18 protein-coding genes are annotated in these 16,350 nt (G+C 63.6%); 6 read left to right on the top strand and 12 right to left on the bottom strand.

The window, feature by feature from the left end; all coding sequences use genetic code 11:
* The first annotated feature begins 4 nt into the window (after positions 1-4).
* Both FCL40_RS13980 and dolP read left to right on the top strand, forming a co-directional pair.
* The gene (locus tag FCL40_RS13980) at positions 5-595 is read left to right on the top strand and encodes a phosphoheptose isomerase (protein WP_136853921.1); all 591 of its coding nucleotides are present in this window, start codon (positions 5-7) and stop codon (positions 593-595) included.
* A gap of 1 nt (position 596) precedes the next feature.
* Entirely contained in the window at positions 597-1,157 is a 561-nt protein-coding gene (dolP, locus tag FCL40_RS13975) for a division/outer membrane stress-associated lipid-binding lipoprotein (RefSeq protein WP_136853920.1), read from the top strand.
* A gap of 64 nt (positions 1,158-1,221) precedes the next feature.
* On the opposite strand, the gene trpS is transcribed toward dolP, so the two are convergent.
* From trpS to rpe, 3 genes are read right to left on the bottom strand one after another with little or no spacing between them, the layout of a single operon-like run.
* Positions 1,222-2,223 carry a tryptophan--tRNA ligase gene (trpS, locus tag FCL40_RS13970; RefSeq protein WP_136853919.1) on the bottom strand — a complete coding sequence of 334 codons (1,002 nt, stop codon included), beginning with the start codon at positions 2,221-2,223 and terminating at the stop codon, positions 1,222-1,224.
* Positions 2,216-2,920: a phosphoglycolate phosphatase gene (locus tag FCL40_RS13965; RefSeq protein WP_136853918.1), complete on the bottom strand. Its 705-nt coding sequence runs from the start codon at positions 2,918-2,920 to the stop codon at positions 2,216-2,218. Before FCL40_RS13965 ends, trpS begins: the two co-directional genes overlap by 8 nt.
* Complete coding sequence (gene rpe, locus FCL40_RS13960; RefSeq protein WP_136853917.1) at positions 2,920-3,594, bottom strand: ribulose-phosphate 3-epimerase; 675 nt, start codon at positions 3,592-3,594, stop codon at positions 2,920-2,922. The genes FCL40_RS13965 and rpe overlap by 1 nt, the downstream gene beginning before the upstream one ends.
* A 188-nt stretch (positions 3,595-3,782) precedes the next feature.
* Here rpe and FCL40_RS13955 point away from each other — a divergent pair, with 188 nt between their 5' ends.
* From FCL40_RS13955 to FCL40_RS13945, 3 genes are all read left to right on the top strand, one after another.
* Positions 3,783-4,424 (top strand): TorF family putative porin, encoded by a 642-nt coding sequence (locus tag FCL40_RS13955; protein WP_136853916.1) that lies wholly within the window; start codon positions 3,783-3,785, stop codon positions 4,422-4,424.
* A 99-nt stretch (positions 4,425-4,523) separates the two neighbouring features.
* Positions 4,524-4,778, top strand: coding sequence for a hypothetical protein (locus FCL40_RS13950; RefSeq protein ID WP_136853915.1), 255 nt, complete (start codon positions 4,524-4,526; stop codon positions 4,776-4,778).
* Complete coding sequence (locus FCL40_RS13945) at positions 4,775-4,954, top strand: DUF2970 domain-containing protein (RefSeq protein ID WP_229360337.1); 180 nt, start codon at positions 4,775-4,777, stop codon at positions 4,952-4,954. Before FCL40_RS13950 ends, FCL40_RS13945 begins: the two co-directional genes overlap by 4 nt.
* 10 nt (positions 4,955-4,964) lie before the next feature.
* Here FCL40_RS13945 and FCL40_RS13940 read toward each other — a convergent pair whose 3' ends face one another.
* The 9 genes from FCL40_RS13940 to pilM form a co-directional block, all read right to left on the bottom strand.
* Positions 4,965-5,789, bottom strand: coding sequence for a Dam family site-specific DNA-(adenine-N6)-methyltransferase (locus tag FCL40_RS13940; RefSeq protein ID WP_136853914.1), 825 nt, complete (start codon positions 5,787-5,789; stop codon positions 4,965-4,967).
* A 39-nt stretch (positions 5,790-5,828) separates the two neighbouring features.
* Positions 5,829-7,283 (bottom strand): AAA family ATPase, encoded by a 1,455-nt coding sequence (locus FCL40_RS13935; protein ID WP_136853913.1) that lies wholly within the window; start codon positions 7,281-7,283, stop codon positions 5,829-5,831.
* Positions 7,276-8,358 carry a 3-dehydroquinate synthase gene (aroB, locus tag FCL40_RS13930; protein ID WP_136853912.1) on the bottom strand — a complete coding sequence of 361 codons (1,083 nt, stop codon included), beginning with the start codon at positions 8,356-8,358 and terminating at the stop codon, positions 7,276-7,278. Before aroB ends, FCL40_RS13935 begins: the two co-directional genes overlap by 8 nt.
* A 23-nt stretch (positions 8,359-8,381) precedes the next feature.
* On the bottom strand, positions 8,382-8,897 hold the full coding sequence (gene aroK / locus FCL40_RS13925) for a shikimate kinase AroK (protein ID WP_136853911.1): 516 nt from the start codon (positions 8,895-8,897) through the stop codon (positions 8,382-8,384).
* Positions 8,898-9,044: 147 nt separating this feature from the next.
* Positions 9,045-11,042: a type IV pilus secretin PilQ gene (locus FCL40_RS13920; protein WP_136853910.1), complete on the bottom strand. Its 1,998-nt coding sequence runs from the start codon at positions 11,040-11,042 to the stop codon at positions 9,045-9,047.
* Complete coding sequence (locus FCL40_RS13915) at positions 11,039-11,557, bottom strand: pilus assembly protein PilP (RefSeq protein WP_136853909.1); 519 nt, start codon at positions 11,555-11,557, stop codon at positions 11,039-11,041. The genes FCL40_RS13920 and FCL40_RS13915 overlap by 4 nt, the downstream gene beginning before the upstream one ends.
* The gene (locus FCL40_RS13910) at positions 11,554-12,144 is read right to left on the bottom strand and encodes a type IV pilus inner membrane component PilO (RefSeq protein WP_136853908.1); all 591 of its coding nucleotides are present in this window, start codon (positions 12,142-12,144) and stop codon (positions 11,554-11,556) included. The genes FCL40_RS13915 and FCL40_RS13910 overlap by 4 nt, the downstream gene beginning before the upstream one ends.
* Positions 12,141-12,692, bottom strand: coding sequence for a PilN domain-containing protein (locus tag FCL40_RS13905; protein WP_136853907.1), 552 nt, complete (start codon positions 12,690-12,692; stop codon positions 12,141-12,143). Before FCL40_RS13905 ends, FCL40_RS13910 begins: the two co-directional genes overlap by 4 nt.
* The gene (gene pilM, locus FCL40_RS13900; protein ID WP_136853906.1) at positions 12,689-13,582 is read right to left on the bottom strand and encodes a type IV pilus biogenesis protein PilM; all 894 of its coding nucleotides are present in this window, start codon (positions 13,580-13,582) and stop codon (positions 12,689-12,691) included. Before pilM ends, FCL40_RS13905 begins: the two co-directional genes overlap by 4 nt.
* A gap of 163 nt (positions 13,583-13,745) precedes the next feature.
* On the opposite strand from pilM, the gene FCL40_RS13895 reads away from it, so the two are divergent.
* Positions 13,746-16,301 (top strand): penicillin-binding protein 1A, encoded by a 2,556-nt coding sequence (locus FCL40_RS13895; RefSeq protein ID WP_407644153.1) that lies wholly within the window; start codon positions 13,746-13,748, stop codon positions 16,299-16,301.
* Positions 16,302-16,350: the final 49 nt, after the last annotated feature.

Below are 16,350 nucleotides of genomic sequence, written 5' to 3'. Positions count from 1 at the left end.
TTCAATGTTAGAGCGGATCAAAGAGAGTTTTACCGAAAGCATCCAGACCAAGATCGATGCCCTGGAGGCATTGCCGGAGAGCCTGGAGAAGGCGGCCAACATCATGGTTCAGTGCCTGCTCAACGGTAACAAGATCCTCAGCTGCGGCAACGGCGGCAGCGCCGGCGATGCCCAGCACTTCTCCTCGGAGCTGCTGAACCGCTTCGAGACCGAGCGCCCCAGCCTGCCGGCCATCGCCCTGACCACGGACTCCTCCACCCTCACCTCCATCGCCAACGACTACAGCTACTCGGAGGTGTTTTCCAAGCAGGTGCGGGCCCTGGGCCAACCCGGCGACGTGCTGCTGGCGATCTCCACCAGCGGCAACTCCGACAACGTCATCAAGGCAATGGAAGCAGCGGTCAACCGGGATATGACCATCGTCGCCCTGACCGGCAAAGATGGTGGCGCCATGGCCGGCCTGCTCTCCGACCGGGACGAGGAGATCCGGGTGCCGAGCAACCGCACCGCCCGCATCCAGGAGGTGCACCTGCTGGCGATCCACTGCCTGTGCGACGCCATCGATCGCACTCTGTTCCCCCAACAGGAGGATTGATATGCGCTGGGCCGTTACCGCTCTGATTGTGCTGATCCTCAACGGCTGTGCCGGTGCGGTGATGCTGGGCACCGTCGGCGGTGCCATGATGGTCAACGATCGCCGCACCGTGGGCAGCCAGATCGACGACCAGACCCTGGAGGTGCAACTGCGACGCGCCCTGGATGAGGATGAGGGGATCAAGAACCAGACCCGCATCACCGCCATCAGCATGAACCAGTCGGTGCTGCTGGTGGGCCAGGCCCCCAACACCATGCTACGAGACCGGGCGGTGGCCAAGGCCAGGGCTCTTCAGGGGGTGCGCATGGTGCACAACCAGATCCGCATCGGCAACCCGGTGGGGTTCAGCACCCTTAGCAACGACAGCTGGATCACCACCAAGGTGAAAAGCCGCATGCTGGCGGACGACAAGTTTGACAGCACCCGGGTCAAGGTGATCACCGAGAACGCCGAGGTGTTCCTGCTGGGGCTGGTGACCCGGGCGGAGGCCGCCCAGGCGGTGGAGATCGCCCGCACCACCAGCGGGGTGCGCAAGGTGGTCAAGGTGTTCGAGATGCTCTGAGCTCCACCAAAAGTGACGCACAAAAAAGCCGGGCTTCTGCCCGGCTTTTCTATCGCCCCGCCCGTTACAGCACGGGGAAGCCGATGGCCTGATACACCTTCTTCAGGGTCACGGCGGCACGCTGGCGCGCCTCGGCGGCACCGTCGCGCATCACCGTCTCCAGGTACGCCTGGTCGTTGCGGATGGCGTGGTAGCGCTCCTGCAGCGGCTCCAGCATCGCCACCACCGCCTCGGCGGTGGCGCCCTTGAGGTGGCCGTACATCTTGCCCTCGAACTCCTTCTCCAACTCGTCGAACCCCTTGCCGGTGGCACCGGAGAGGATGCTCAGCAGGTTGGAGACGCCGGGCTTGTTCTCCACATCGAAGCGCACCATCGGCGGCTCGTCGGAGTCGGTGACCGCCCGCTTGATCTTCTTGGTGACCTTCTTGGGGTCCTCCAGCAGGCCGATGACGTTGGCGTTGTTGTCGTCGGACTTGGACATCTTCTTGGTGGGATCCTGCAGGCTCATCACCCGGGCACCCACCGGCGGGATGAAAGGCTCAGGCACAGTGAAGATGTCACCGTGGACGTTGTTGAAGCGGGTGGCGATGTCCCGGGTCAGCTCCAGGTGCTGTTTCTGGTCATTGCCCACGGGGATCTCGTTGGCCTGGTAGAGCAGGATGTCCGCCGCCATCAGGGTGGGGTAGCTGAACAGGCCGACGTTGATGTTGCCGGAGTGCTTCTGGGACTTGTCCTTGAACTGGGTCATCCGATTCAGTTCGCCCATCTGGGTGTAGCAGTTGAGCACCCAGGCCAGTTGGGCGTGCTCGGGTACCTGGGACTGGACGAAGACGGTACTCTTCTTGGGATCGATGCCCACCGCCAGGTAGAGGGCCAAGGTATCCAGGCAGGCCTTGCGCAGGGCCTCGGGCTCCTGACGCACGGTGATGGCATGCTGATCGACGATGCAGAACAGACAGTCATGGGTTTCCTGCAGCTTGACCCACTGGCGCAGGGCACCCATGTAGTTGCCGATGGTCAGTTCGCCGGAGGGCTGGGCGCCGCTCAATACTACAGGTTTACTCATGTTCAGTGTTCTCTTCTTGGTTCAGTGCCGGCAGGTGTGCCAGCAGGGTTTCAAAGTGGTCCAGGGCCAGGGTGGGGCCGCTGTCGCGGATATCCTCACCATAGTTGTAGCCGTAGCTCAGGCCAACGCTGGCGATGCCCGCCGCCGCGGCGGCCTGGATGTCGTTGCGGCTGTCCCCCACCATCAGCATCTGCTCCGGGGCCAGTTGCCACAGGCCCAGCACATGGTTCAGGGGCAGGGGCGAGGGCTTCCTCTCCGCCAGGGAGTCGCCACCGAGGCAGAGGTCGAAGTAACCGTCGATCTCCAGGGCCTTCAGCAGATCGGGGACAAACTCCATCGGCTTGTTGGTGATCAGCGCCATCCGGTAACCACGCCGGGCCAGACAGGCTAAGGTATCAGACACACCGGGGTAAAGGCGACTGCCACCGCTCAAATGTTGGCGATAGTGGTGCTGGAAGGCGGCCAGGGCCTGGTCAGACTGGGCCTCATCGGCGTCGATGCCCACCGAGGCCAGGGCCCGCCGCATCAGCACCCGGGCACCATTGCCCACCCAGTTGCGCACCTGGGCTTCGCTGCAGCCTGGGTGCCCCAACTGCCTCAGGGCCCCGTCGCAGGCCACCGCCAGGTCCGGTACACTGTCCACCAGGGTGCCGTCCAGATCGAAGGCGATGGCGCGAATGGCGGAGAGGGCGTTCATCAGCCGGCTACCTTAGCCAGTTCGGCGCGCATCTTGTCGATCTCCTCCTGATAATCCTCCTTGGCGAAGATGGCGGAGCCGGCCACGAACATGTCGGCGCCGGCCTCGGCGATCTCGGCGATGTTGTCCACCTTAACGCCACCGTCGATCTCCAGGCGGATGTCGCGGCCGCAGGCATCGATACGCTGACGCACCTGGCGGATCTTGTCCAGGGTGGCGGGAATGAAGGACTGACCGCCGAAGCCGGGATTGACGCTCATCAGCAGGATCACGTCCACCTTGTCCATCACATAGTCCAGGTAGTGCAGCGGCGTGGCCGGGTTAAACACCAGGCCCGCCTGACATCCGTGATCTTTGATCAGTTGCAGGGTGCGGTCCACATGTTCGGACGCCTCGGGATGGAAGGTGATGATGGACGCCCCCGCCTTGGCAAAATCAGGGATGATGCGATCCACCGGCTTCACCATCAGGTGCACATCGATGGGAGCCTGGATGCCGTAGTCTCGCAGGGCCTGGCACACCATGGGGCCGATGGTCAGGTTGGGCACATAGTGGTTGTCCATCACGTCGAAGTGAACGACATCGGCGCCGGCGGCCAGGACATTTTCCACCTCTTCACCCAGGCGGGCGAAATCGGCAGAGAGGATAGAGGGCGCAATCAGAAACTTGCTCATCGCCATTCCTTATTCGGTATAGTCAGATAACTGGCGCATATTTTAGCCCCTATGGGGACGCGACCCAAGCGGCAAATCCCTTGCATTGTTATCAAAAAGTAATTACTGTCAGAAAGACCCCCAGGTCCAACTCCTTTTTTCGTTTTTTATGGCAAAATCCGCCGGTTACTTAATAAGGGTCTGGACACATGAAAACTCTGTTCAAAACTTCCGCCATTGCCGCACTGGTTCTGGCTTCCACTTCCGTTGCCGCCGTTGAGTTTGAAGGTGGTCACGAGGTCAGCTTTAACGCCAGCCTGGTGAGCAACTACATCTTCCGAGGCGTCTCCCTGTCCGATGAAGATCCGGCCCTCCAGGGCGGAGTGGACTATGCCCACGACAGCGGCCTCTACGCCGGCATCTGGGCCTCCAGCTACGACGACGGCGGTGACACCGAGGTCGAAGTGGACTGGTACGCAGGTTACAGCTTCAACCTGAGCGATGACGTCAGCGTCGACCTTGGCGGTGTGCGCTACTACTACGCCGATGTGGGCGGCCACACCACCGAGTGGCACGTTGGCCTGGACCTGTACGGCGTCGGTACCGCCCTGCACTACGACCAGACCCTGGAAGCCTGGTATGGTGAGGCCAACTACGACATCACCCTGACCGATCCCCTGAGTCTGAGCCTGCACGGCGGCTACGCCGAGCCCGATAAGGGCGACGGTGCCTACGACCTGATGGCCACCCTCAACTACAGCGTCAACGGCAACGTCGATCTCTACGGCGGCGTGGCCTATCACGAAGAGGAAGATGAAACCTACCTGGTGGGGGTATCCGTCTACTTCTAACGGTTGATGAAGATCACAGCCCCGCCGCTGGCGGGGCTGTGCAATTTCTCATCGCACTGTTATACTCGGGAAACTTGTGTGTTCTAGGAATGCGTCATCATGCTGAAAAAAAGGAAAATTTGGCTGTTAGCGTTGGCCCTGTCCCTGCCGCTTGCAGGCACGGTCGCCTGGAATCTCCACCAGTGTGGTCAGGAGTGTGACCACACTGAGATCGCCTCCATCAAGTGGCGTACCTGGTTGGCCGGCAGCAGCGGCTCCAGTCAATACCACTTCATCGATCTCCTCGAACTGCTCTATCGTGCCACCCACGATGACGATCAGGAGAAGCAAAACGCCTTCATGGACCGGCAGTGAGCCCGCTGAAGGTGGTGGCCAGCGTCCTGGCGGCCCTGTTTGGTGTTCAGAGTGAAGCCAACCGCCAGCGCGACTTCAGCCAAACCTCTCCCCTGCCCTTTATCCTGACCGGCGTGGTGCTGGTCACCCTGTTTGTTCTGGGACTGATCGCCCTGGTGAACCGGGTCCTGGTCTAGCACCGCCGAGTTAACGGGCTGGGCCGTAGCCGGCAAAAATCTCATTGACCTTCTTTCGACCGTTCCCCTTGGGACTGATGGTGCGCTTTACCATCAGGAACTCCTGCCGGTCCGCCTCCTGATAGATCTCGCGGGCTTCACCGGTGTCATGATTGCTGATCAGCACACTGACCCCCTTGGCGGCCGCGTCACGGGCACAGCCGGCCAGGGCGTGCTGGGCCTCGAGGTTAAACCCGCCGCTGGCATAGCTGGTGAAACTGGCGGTGGCAGACAAAGGCAGGTAGGGCGGATCACAGTAGACCGCATCACCGCTGCGCACCTGGGCGAAGGTGGTGTGGTAGTCAGCACAGAGGAAGGTGGCCCGCTGGGCCTTCTCGGCGAAGAACTCCATCTCCTTCTGGGGAAAGTAGGGACGCTTATAGGAGCCGAACGGCACGTTGAAGCCCCCCTTCTTGTTGTAGCGGCAAAGGCCGTTGTAGCCATGACGGTTGAGGTAGAGGAACAGCATCGCTCGCTCAAACTGATCGTTGGTGTCGTTAAACCTCTGCCTGGCCAGGTAGTAAGCTTCCTTGTTGTTCTGCTCGGCCACAAACAGCTTGCGGGACTCGACGATGTAGTGGTCCGCATCGTGCTTCAGGGTCTGATACAGGTTGATCAGGTCCGGGTTGATGTCGCTCAGCAGATAGGAGGGGTAATTGGTGTTGAGAAACACCGAGCCAGCCCCCACGAAGGGCTCAACCAACCTGTCGGCGTCCGGCAGACGGCGGGCGATCTCCTCGACCAGGGCAAACTTACCCCCCGCCCATTTCAAAAAAGCCCTTGTTTTCGTTGTCATTGGCTCGCGGACCACCGTGGAAAAGATAGGATTCTACCGTCACTCCGACAAAAACGCAGCTAAATCGAGTTGTTCGACCAACTCCTCGTGCACGTCTTGCATCGGTTTGACATAGGGACTGGTGCTGCGCACCGCTTCGGGCAGGGCAGAGACCGCCGCCTGGGCCTTTCCCTTATCCTCGAAACCGCCGTAGACCACCACATACCAGGGGCGGGGCTGACGGTTGTTGACGTAGAGGGCCAGCCCCTGTTGCAACGGCAGCTGCTTCAGATAGCGAGCCGCCAGCTTGGGATAGGAGTAGACCGCCAGTTGCAGGGTGTAGCTGTCCGCCGGCCGCTCCATCAGCGACCGTTGCGCCAGGGGCAACCGGGGCTGCGGCGCCTCCTTGGCCTGGGGCGTCTCAGGGTCCGGCTCGTCAGCCTGGGCCGGGTCGGGAGAAGCCGGTTCTACAGCCGGCCTGGCAGCCGCCTGTTTGGCAGCCAGTTGCTGCTCAAGATCGACCAGCCCCTCCCGGGCGGACTGCAGCAGGGGGTCCTCCTCCCCGGTCTGGGGCTTGGCCTGGGGAGTGTTGATCGCCTGCCACTCGCCGGCCAGCCCCAGCGCCTCACCCTTAGCGGACGCCAGCGCAGGTGCCGAACTGGACCGGGCCGGCTCCGCCAACCCGGGAGCTACCTCCATCAGCCGGACGCTGTCAGAACGGCCGCCGCCACCGGATTCGGTCTTGGGCCCCGGAGGAACCATCGCGACCCACAGCGCCATCGACGCCACCAGCCCCAGCAGGACCAGGATCAGGTTACGGTGACGCAGCAGCCCGGCTTGGGCAGGGGTGACCTCCCCTTGACCGCTGACCAGTTCCACCACCGCCTGAGCGCTGCCATCGGATCCCTGCAGCTGGGGCTCGATCCCCAGCTGGTTGATAAACCGGGACAGAGGCCGGTCTGCGGTCAGCATCCGGTAGAGCTGTTTCTGCTCACTCAGGGAGAGGGGCTCGATGATTACCGGTAACAGATGTTGCTGGCACTCCGCGGGCAACTCCGCCAGCAGATGCTGCACCAGCTTGGGCTGGGAGACCAGCACCAGGGTCATTCGCCAACTGCGCTGCCCCTGCTCCAGCAGCATCGCCAGCAACTCGGCCAGGATCACCTGCGGCAGGCTGTGGGCATCGTCGATCACCAGCAACAGACGCTGCCCGCTTCCCTGAAGCAGTCGTTCGAAACTGTCGATCAGGGGTTCATGGGGATCGAACAGGGGATCGGTAAACAGCTGGTGGAGAATCTCCACCCTGAGCTGGGCAGGATCCGGCTGGGGAGGACACACCACCAGCCCCTGGTTGAATCCCTCGGCACAGCCCAGCAGTGACTGGGCCATGGTGCTCTTGCCCACCCCCGGCCGGCCATGAAGCAGGATGGCGTGCTCACCATACTCAATCAGGTACTTCAGTCGTTCCAGCAACACCTGCTGGCTGGGAAGCAGGGAGGGGGTGGTGTCACTCATCGGCGAACACGAGATCGGCGAGTTCGCCCCGTGAGACGTCCGCCACCAGTTCCGCCTGACCGATGTAGCGGGGCAGGACAAATCTCAGGGTACCAGCCACCACCTTCTTGTCTTTCTGCATCGGCGCCAGGAAGCGCTCCAGGGTCATCTCCCCCGGAGGGGCAACCGGCAGATCATAGGCCTGGTGAATGGCGATGATACGCTCCAGCTCGGTGGCAGTCAGTTGACCGCGGCGATGGGCCAGCCTGGCGGCCATCACGGTGCCAGCGGCCACCGCCTCACCGTGCAGCCACACCCCATAGCCCTGATCCGCCTCGATGGCGTGGCCAAAGGTATGCCCCAGGTTCAACAGGGCGCGCACCCCCCGCTCAGTCTCATCCTCGGCCACCACCTCCGCCTTGATCTCACAGCAGCGGGCGATGATGCGGGCCAGCAGAGCAGGCTCCAGCCTCTTCAGCCGCTCGCTCTGCCGCTCCAGTTCGTCGAAGAAGGAGGCGTCCCAGATGATGCCGTACTTGATCACCTCAGCCATGCCTGCGGCAAACTCCCTGGCAGGCAGGGTGGTCAGGCAGGCGGTGTCGATGAACACCGCCTGGGGCTGGTGAAAGGCGCCGATCATGTTCTTGGCCAATGGATGGTTGATGGCGGTCTTACCACCCACGGAGGAGTCCACCTGGGACAGCAGGGTAGTGGGCACCTGCAGGAAGGGCACACCACGCTGATAACAGGCGGCGGCAAAGCCGACCATGTCGCCGATCACTCCCCCGCCCAGGGCCACCAACAGGGTGTCCCGGCCGAAGTTGGCCTCCAGCAGGCGGGTGAAGATGGCGTTGAGGTTGTCCAGGTTCTTGTGCTGCTCACCGTCGGGCAGCACCAGACTCTCCACCCGGGCTCCCGCCTGGGTGAGAGTGTCTGTCAGGGTATCGAGATAGAGGGGAGCCACGGTGTCGTTACTGACCACCAGCAGGCGGCGGTTATCCACATAGGGCCGAAACAGAGAGGGTTGGTCCAACACCCCCTCGGCGATCATGATGGGGTAGCTGCGCGCCCCCAGTTCAACCTGAATCTGCTCCATGCATCCCCCAACGTTGGTAAGCCCTAGAAGCCCAGCTTCTCGACAATCTGGCTGGCGACCACCTTGGCACTCTGATCGTCGGTGCGGATGGTGATGTCGGCGATCTCCTGGTAGAGAGGGTTACGCTGCTCCGCCAGGTCTTCCAACACCTGACGCGGATCGTCCACCTGCAGCAGGGGCCGGCGTTTATCGCGCTGAGTACGGGCAACCTGCTTGTCGATGGTGGTCTCCAAGTAAACCACAATACCACGGGCAGACAGACGGTTGCGGATATCCTTACTGTTGACGGAGCCGCCGCCGGTTGCCAGGACGATGCCCTGCTTCTCGGTCAGTTCTTCGATGACACGGGCTTCGCGGACACGGAACCCCTCTTCGCCCTCTACGTCAAACACCCAGGCGATGTCGGCGCCACTGCGGGCTTCGATCTCCTGGTCGGAATCATAGAAGTCCAGGTGCAGCATCTGGGCCAGATGACGGCCAATAGTACTCTTGCCTGCGCCCATGGGGCCCACAAGGAAAATGTTTCTTTTCTCAGCCATTTTCTACGTCTAAATACTCAATTCTTCAATTAGTCGACCATCAGCAGATGGCTTAAAAACACCACTGTGACATAAATTTGGTGGACGATTATCGCAAGGAAGGCCCGGTGAAGGCAATAGAGGGGCCTCCAGTGGTGACGGCGCAGGCTAAAAGCTCTCCACTACTATCCTGGGCGTGACGAAGATCAACAGCTCTGACTTGATGGCCGTGTTACGGGTATGGCGGAACAGCCAGCCGGCGTAGGGAAGGTCACCCAGCAGCGGCACCTTGCTCACCGTCTTCAGTTCCTGCTGCTGGAAGATCCCCCCCAGCACCACGGTTTCGCCGTTTCTGGCCAGAACCTGGGTGGAGATGCGCTGGGTGTTGATCCCTACCTCCCCGCTGGCGCTCTCCCGCCCCCGGGTATCCTGGGTCACCAGCAGATCCAGCACCACCTTGTCATCGGACGTGATCCTCGGCGTCACCGTCAGGCTGAGCACCGCCTTCTTAAAGGCGATGGAGGTGGCGCCGCTGGAGGTGCTCTCCTCGTAGGGGATCTCCTCCCCCTGCTCGATGGAGGCGGTGTACTGATTGGAAGTGGTCAACCTGGGACTGGCGATGATCTCCCCCTTATCCTCCGCCTCCAGCGCCGACAGCTCCAGATCCAGGATGAACTCGTCCCCCAGGTTGGCCACTTGGAAGGCGAAGCTGGAGGCGTTGCTGCTGACCGCCGGCAGGTTAATGTTGAGGCGATCGCCGATGTCGGGCACCACCCCCTGGCGGATGCTGTCATTGCCCTCGATGGAGCCGGACACCGAGCCGTCGCTCTGCCCGGAGGCGAGGCCCCAGCGAATCCCCAGCTCACTGTCCACGTTATCGCGAACATTGACCATCCTCGACTCGATCACCACCTGGCGGACCGGCACATCCAGCACCCGGATCAAGGCCTCCACCTCCGCCAGCCGCTGGGCGCTGTCCTGCAGCAACAGGATATTGGTGCGCTCATCCACCGTGGCCGATCCCCGCTCACTGAGCAACCGGTTGCTGCCGGACGCCCCACGAAGCAGGGTGGCGATGTCATCGGCCTTGGCATAGTTGATCTGGTAGTGTCGTGAAACCAGGGGCGCCAGTTGCTGAGACTCCCGCTGCAGCTGCAACTCCGCCTGCTTCTGCGCCGCCAGCTCCTCCCTCGGGGCCACCAGCAGGACATTGCCCTCACGGCGACTGGCCAGTCCGCGCACCTTGAGTACCAGGGCCAGAGCCTGATCCCAGGGGACCGCGTCCAGCCTCAGGGTCAGGTTGCCGTCCACCGAGTCGCTGGTGACCAGGTTCAGCTGTTTGTGCTCCGCCAGGATTTGCAGCACGCTGCGCACAGGCACATCCTGGAAATTCAGCGAGATGCGGTTCCCCTGGTACCCCGGCTGCGCGCCATGGGCGACCATGGGCGTCAGGGTCAGCACCAACTGGTTGCCCCGGCGCTGCTGACTGCTGCGCAGCTCCCCGTCCAGCTGCAGCACCACCCGGGTCTGCAGCGGCTCGCTGAAGCTCTCGAAGCTGCGCACCAGGGTCCCAAGCTCGGACAGGTCCATTACCCGCTGCGCCTCCCGGGGCAGATGAGTATGAGGCAGCACCAGCGACAGCCGCCCCGGCTGCTGGGTTATTCTGGCATTGCCCGGCGGACGGTCCAGGCTGAGGACCAGCTCGCCACCCCGGCCGCGGGGCCGGAACCGGATCGACTCCACCCGGACCTCGGGCAGAGCATGCTCCGTCTCCTGCTTCAGGGCGGCGGCGACCCCGGATCGATCGGCGAAGGTCAGCAGGTAGAGGTTGTCCTGCCACCGGCCTCGGTAGGGCCCGCTGCGCGCCAGCTCCAGGGTCACCATCACCCCCTCCCCCTCATTGCGGGCGCTGAGTGACCGGACCTCCGGTGTCGACACCGGAACCCGTTCGGCGGGAAGGGCGGTGCGCCCGTGAGCGAACCACAGGCTCAGGGTGGCCCCCTCCTCCGACAGGACCAGCTGAGGCTCGGGACCAGGTTGATCAAACACCAGTTGGAGAGAGAGGCGGCTTCCCGGAAGGTCCAGCAGCCGCACCTCCCTGAGTTCGGCGGCCCCCAGGGGCAATCCCAGCAGCATCAGCAGCAGCCAGCACACACGTCGCGTCATAGACTCTCCCCTCCCGGCACTTGCAGACTCAGATTGGCCTGCCGCTCCACGTAACACCCCATCCCCTGCTCGACCCGCTCCACCAGCGCTATCGCCTGGTCAGAGATCCCCACCACCCGGCCGCCAAACAACCCGAGGCGATCGCCGACCCTGACCCGGTGAATCCGGCCGTCAGCACTCTGTACCAGCGCCCAGCGCCGCTCCCCCTCCATCAGGATGCCCCGCATCGACAGAGAATCCAGTGCCACCCGCGCCAGCGGCGGCGTCGGTCCGCCCAGAGGCCCCAGGCAGCCGGGGCGGGCGTGGTGCGGGCTGAGATCCGGCCGGACGTCATCGACGAAGGGACTGACACGCTCGCCGGGCTGATAGGCGACCGCCTCGAACTGGGGCATCGGCGGCAACGCCTGCTCGTAGGGAGGGGGATTGGCCTGCACCCGACGCACATAGGCGTGCAGATCGCCGCTGTCGCCGCCGCACCCCGCCAGCAGCAGCAGACTCAGTGCCCCCCACCTCATTGCTGCCCCTCCCCGGCGGCGGGAGCCAGCCGGTAGGTGCGGGCCACCAGTTCGATGCTCAATCCCTGCTGCTGAGCACTCATCGACAGCTCCTGCAGACTGACGATCCTCGGCAGGGCCGCCAGGCTGGCGGCAAACTCGCCAAACTGGGCATAATCCCCGATAAGCTCCATCTTCAGCGGCAGCGCCACGTAGAGCTCACCCGGCTGTTCCGGCAACCAGCCGATCCCCTCGATGCGCAGATCCGTGCGAGTGGCTAGGTAGGTGATGTCATCCAGCAGCCCAGGCATCTCATCTTCTTTGGGCAACATCCCCAACCGCTGCTTCAGGGCGACCTGAGTCTCAACCAGCCGCTGCCGATGACGATCCAGGTGGGCGGAAAACTGATACTTGTCCCTGAACTCCTGCCTGAGCAGGCTCTCCCGCTGCCGCTCGGCGCTCAGCAGGGCCAGGTCCTCGGCCAGCAGCAGGTAGCTCCCGAGTCCCAGGATCCCCAGCGCCAGCATCGCCGCGGCAGCCAGCTTGACCGGTGTCGGCCACTGACCCAGGTTTTCCAGTTCGAGCGCCTTCAGCTCCTCCAGGGTCATTCCGCCGCCTCCCGCCTCAGTGCCAGGGTCAGCTCGAAGCGGTGACGGCGCCTCTGGCCGTCATCATCCGCCCGGATCCGCTGAACCCTGGGGTGCTCCAGCCAGGGGGAGGCTTCCACTCGCCTGAGCAGCTCCGCCAGCTGGTTGTTGGACTCGCAGTAACCGGCGAGGCTGAGATGCCCGCCCTCCATCTGCAACCGGCTGAGTTGAACCCCGGGAACCACCACCCTGTGCAGCTCATTGAGCAGGTGCACCGGCCGGCTTCGCTCCTGCTGCAGCCGGCCGATGAGCCCCATGCGTTGCATCAGCTGCTGCGTCTGCTGCTCAATAAGTCCCAACTGTTGAATGCGGGCTTCGACCAGGGTGATCTGCTCCTGCAGGTAGCCGTTTCTCGCCCTCTGCGCTTCGACCCTGGCTCCCACCAGCAGGTGGGCCAGCACCACCAGAAGGAGAGCGGCCATCGCGATTCCGGCCAACCCGACTGCGGTGTCGCGCTTCTGCCGCCGTCGCAGCGCCTCTCTCCAGGGCAACAGGTTGATTCGACTCATGGTGCCTCCCGCATCGCCAGGCCGGCAGCCAGCAGGAAGCGGGCGGGGTCCTGCAGCTCGACGCCGGCGCCGCACTTCAATCGGGCGCCGCAGCAGGGTAACCCGAGCCGCGGCGCCAGCAGCGACGCCAGAGCCTTCGGGTTGTGGCCGCAGATCACCAGCCTGGGCACCCCCCGCCCCTCTCCGCCTCCCAGGTAGATCTGGAGGCTGCGCTGCAGTTGCTGAGCCAGTTGCTCCACCCACTCTGAAAATTCGGCGAAGCGTGCCCTCTCCAGGGAGATCTCCCGGACAAACCGCGTCTCGCCATCCTGGTTTATCGCCAGCAGGCTCTTGCAGGCTCCGGCCTCCACCAGGGCCAGGTCACCCTGTTGATCCTCCTCCAGCAGAACCTGGGCCCGCCCCAGGGCGTAGCCCTCCACATCGATCACTTCCGCCTTGAGCCCGGCCCGCGCCAGGGCCCGCACCCTGGCCTGCACATCCTCTGTGCGACAGGCACTGAGCAACACCTCCACCTGTCCGGAGGACGAGGGGCGGCCGGTGGGTTCAAAGTCCAGGTTGATCTCATCCAGGGGGTAGGGGATCAGGTTGTCCGCCTCGATCTCTATCTGGGTTTCCAGCTCAACATCGGAGAGGGTGGCATCCATGGTGATCACCTTGGTCATCACCGTGGCACCACTGACGGCCGCCGCCGCCCGGGTCGCGCCCTTGGGCAGCAGCGACTTGAGCCGGGCCAGGGCCGCATCGGGGTCGCCGTCGGCCAGAGGCAGGGCGAGGGCCAGAGACACGCGGTAGCCGCTGTCATCCCGCTGCAGCATCACCGCCTTAAGATGGGAGGAACCGATGTCCACCCCCACCAGGGGGAGGACCGGCCTAGTGAACCGAAAAAACATCCTTGCTTATCCTGTTCCTGCGCAACTCCTTTTGCGTACTTTGAGCGTAGCACAGGGATGGATTTTTGAGCTTTCGCCCGGTTCGGCCCCCGAGTTGTTTTTTGAGCATTGGCCGCGAACCGGTATACTGGTGGGCTTGAATCAACCCTGATGTAGGTGGCTGGTGAGCTGGTTAAAGCGAATTTTCTGGATTTTTCTGGTATGTGGACTCTTGGGTGTGGCGGGCATCGCCGGACTCTACTTCTGGGTGGCCCCGAGCCTGCCCGATGTCACCAGCCTGAAGACGGTGCAGCTGCAGACCCCGATGCGGATCTACAGTGCCGACGGCAAGCTGATCTCCCAGTTTGGTGAGAAGCGCCGCATTCCGGTTCGCTACGACGATGTGCCTTCCCAACTGGTGAATGCCATCCTGGCCACCGAAGACGCCCGGTTCTTCGAGCACAAGGGGGTGGATCCCATCGGCGTGATCCGAGCCGCCGTGGTGCTGATCACCACCGGCCGCAAGGCCCAGGGCGCCAGCACCATCACCATGCAGGTGGCGCGCAACTTCTTCCTGACCCGCGAGAAGACCTACATTCGCAAGGTGAAGGAGATCTTCCTGGCACTGAAGATCGAACAGCTGCTCACCAAGGAGCAGATCCTCGAGCTCTACCTCAACCGCAGCTTCCTGGGTAACCGCGCCTACGGGGTGGGTGCCGCTGCACAGGTCTATTACGGCAAAGAGGTAGGCGAGCTGGACCTGGCCCAGATGGCGATGATCGCCGGCCTGCCCCAGGCCCCCTCCGCCGCCAATCCCATCCGCAACCCGGAGCGCGCCATGAAACGGCGCAATGTGGTGCTGAGCAGGATGCTGGAGGTGGGTGCCATCAGCCAGGAGGAGTTCGAGCTGGCCCGGCTGGAACCGGTCAGCGCCCGCTATCATGGCGCCGAAATCGAGCTGAGTGCCCCCTACGTGGCCGAGATGGCCCGCGACTTCATGGTACAGCGCTATGGTGAGGAGGAGGCCTACACCGGCGGCTACAAGGTTTACACCACCATCACCTCCGAAGCGCAGACGATGGCTCGGCAGGCGGTCAAGGAGAACCTCTACGCCTACGATCGTCGCCACGGCTACCGCGGCCCCATCGCCTCCCTGTGGCAGATGCCCGAGCCAAACGCCCAGCCAGGTGCGGAAACGGACCCTGCCCGGGCCGTGGCCCCGGCGGAGGATCCCACCTGGACCCGGGAGCAGATGCTGGAGAGGCTGGCCAGCGTGACCCCGGTGGAGGATCTCGAGCCGGCGGTGGTTACCGGGGTCGAAGAGAAGCAGGCTTGGGTGTTCACCCGCGATGGCCAGCATCGCCTCATTCCCTGGGAGGGGCTGAACTGGGCCAGGGAGTTCATCTCCGATACCCGCCAGGGACCCGCCATCAACAGTGCTGGCGAGGTACTCAGCCGGGGTGATCTGATCTGGGTACGGCAGGTCGAAGAGAGCCTGATGCTGGCCCAGGTCCCCGAGGTCAGCAGCGCCTTGGTGGCGATGCGACCGGACAACGGCGCCATCCAGGCCCTGGTGGGCGGTTACGACTTCCGCAACAACCAGTATAACCGGGTGACCCAGGCCAAGCGCCAGTTGGGCTCCAACATCAAACCCTTTATCTACTCCGCCGCCCTGGAGCACGGCTACACCCTGGCCACCCTGGTGAACAACGCCCCCATCAACCAGTGGGATCGCAGCCAGGGCACCGCATGGCGCCCGAAAAACTCACCGGATGTCTACACCGGCCCCACCCGGGTACGTAAGGGCCTGGGCCAGTCGGTCAACGTGATGGCGGTGCGAACCCTGCGCCACGTCGGCATCGACGGCGCCATCGACCAGTTGGTGAAGTTTGGCTTCAACCGAGACGATCTGCCCCGCAACGAATCCCTGGCACTGGGCAGCGCCGTTGCCACCCCGATGGAGGTGGTCCGGGGGTTCGCCACCTTTGCCAATGGTGGCTTCAAGGTGGACCCCTACGTGATCGAGCGGGTCGACTCCGCCCTGGACCAGGTGCTCTACCAGGCCCAGCCCAGGCTGGCCTGTGACGAGTGCCTGAAGGCCCTGGCGCAGCCTTCCCAGCCTGAAGAAAACAGCCTGGCGGCCGTCTGCCCCATCCCTCAAGAACAGCTGGCGCCGATCATCCTCTCCCCCCAGGTGGCCTTCCTGATCAAGGACACCCTGCGCAGCGTGGTCTGGGGAGGGGGCGACTGGAGTCAGGGCACCGGCTGGAACGGCACCGCCTGGCGGGCGGCACAGCTGATTAAACGCCGGGACATCGGCGGCAAGACCGGCACCACCAATGAATCCAGGGATACCTGGTTCTCCGGCTTCGGTCCAGGCATCGTCGCCACCGCCTGGGTCGGCTTCGACGACCACAGCCGCGAGCTGGGGCGCACCGCCTGGGACAACTACGGTCCCCGGGGCCAGATCACCGGCGCAGAGTCCGGGGCCAAGACCGCCGGCCCCGCCTGGAACCAGTTCATGTACCACTACCTTCAGGGCGTACCCAGCGAGAGCCGTACTCCCCCTGAAGGGGTGGTCACCGCCCGCATCGATCTGGCCACCGGCAAGCTGTCCCGGCGCAACGACTACAGCTCCATGTTCGAGTACTTCATCGCCGGCACCGAACCCACGGAGTACGCCGAGTCCCAGCAGAGCGAACAGCCGGTGTTCGAGCAGGAGACCGAGGAGCTGTTCTAGACCAACAAAAAGGGGACGCCGAGGCGTCCCCTTTCTCTTGGCCACTCGG

This window comes from Ferrimonas sediminicola (assembly GCF_005116715.1).
GTDB lineage: Bacteria > Pseudomonadota > Gammaproteobacteria > Enterobacterales > Shewanellaceae > Ferrimonas > Ferrimonas sediminicola.
Note: the sequence above shows the minus strand (reverse complement) of the source record. Positions and strands in the feature narration are given on the sequence as shown.

What these genes read in the sequence shown, in the direction of transcription:
- FCL40_RS13980 (WP_136853921.1), top strand. Translation starts at nt 5, where the DNA reads ATGTTAGAGCGGATCAAAGAGAGTTTTACCGAAAGCATCCAGACCAAG.
- dolP (WP_136853920.1), top strand. Translation starts at nt 597, where the DNA reads ATGCGCTGGGCCGTTACCGCTCTGATTGTGCTGATCCTCAACGGCTGT.
- trpS (WP_136853919.1), bottom strand. Translation starts at nt 2,223, where the DNA reads ATGAGTAAACCTGTAGTATTGAGCGGCGCCCAGCCCTCCGGCGAACTG.
- FCL40_RS13965 (WP_136853918.1), bottom strand. Translation starts at nt 2,920, where the DNA reads ATGAACGCCCTCTCCGCCATTCGCGCCATCGCCTTCGATCTGGACGGC.
- rpe (WP_136853917.1), bottom strand. Translation starts at nt 3,594, where the DNA reads ATGAGCAAGTTTCTGATTGCGCCCTCTATCCTCTCTGCCGATTTCGCC.
- FCL40_RS13955 (WP_136853916.1), top strand. Translation starts at nt 3,783, where the DNA reads ATGAAAACTCTGTTCAAAACTTCCGCCATTGCCGCACTGGTTCTGGCT.
- FCL40_RS13950 (WP_136853915.1), top strand. Translation starts at nt 4,524, where the DNA reads ATGCTGAAAAAAAGGAAAATTTGGCTGTTAGCGTTGGCCCTGTCCCTG.
- FCL40_RS13940 (WP_136853914.1), bottom strand. Translation starts at nt 5,789, where the DNA reads ATGACAACGAAAACAAGGGCTTTTTTGAAATGGGCGGGGGGTAAGTTT.
- FCL40_RS13935 (WP_136853913.1), bottom strand. Translation starts at nt 7,283, where the DNA reads ATGAGTGACACCACCCCCTCCCTGCTTCCCAGCCAGCAGGTGTTGCTG.
- aroB (WP_136853912.1), bottom strand. Translation starts at nt 8,358, where the DNA reads ATGGAGCAGATTCAGGTTGAACTGGGGGCGCGCAGCTACCCCATCATG.
- aroK (WP_136853911.1), bottom strand. Translation starts at nt 8,897, where the DNA reads ATGGCTGAGAAAAGAAACATTTTCCTTGTGGGCCCCATGGGCGCAGGC.
- FCL40_RS13920 (WP_136853910.1), bottom strand. Translation starts at nt 11,042, where the DNA reads ATGACGCGACGTGTGTGCTGGCTGCTGCTGATGCTGCTGGGATTGCCC.
- FCL40_RS13915 (WP_136853909.1), bottom strand. Translation starts at nt 11,557, where the DNA reads ATGAGGTGGGGGGCACTGAGTCTGCTGCTGCTGGCGGGGTGCGGCGGC.
- FCL40_RS13910 (WP_136853908.1), bottom strand. Translation starts at nt 12,144, where the DNA reads ATGACCCTGGAGGAGCTGAAGGCGCTCGAACTGGAAAACCTGGGTCAG.
- FCL40_RS13905 (WP_136853907.1), bottom strand. Translation starts at nt 12,692, where the DNA reads ATGAGTCGAATCAACCTGTTGCCCTGGAGAGAGGCGCTGCGACGGCGG.
- pilM (WP_136853906.1), bottom strand. Translation starts at nt 13,582, where the DNA reads ATGTTTTTTCGGTTCACTAGGCCGGTCCTCCCCCTGGTGGGGGTGGAC.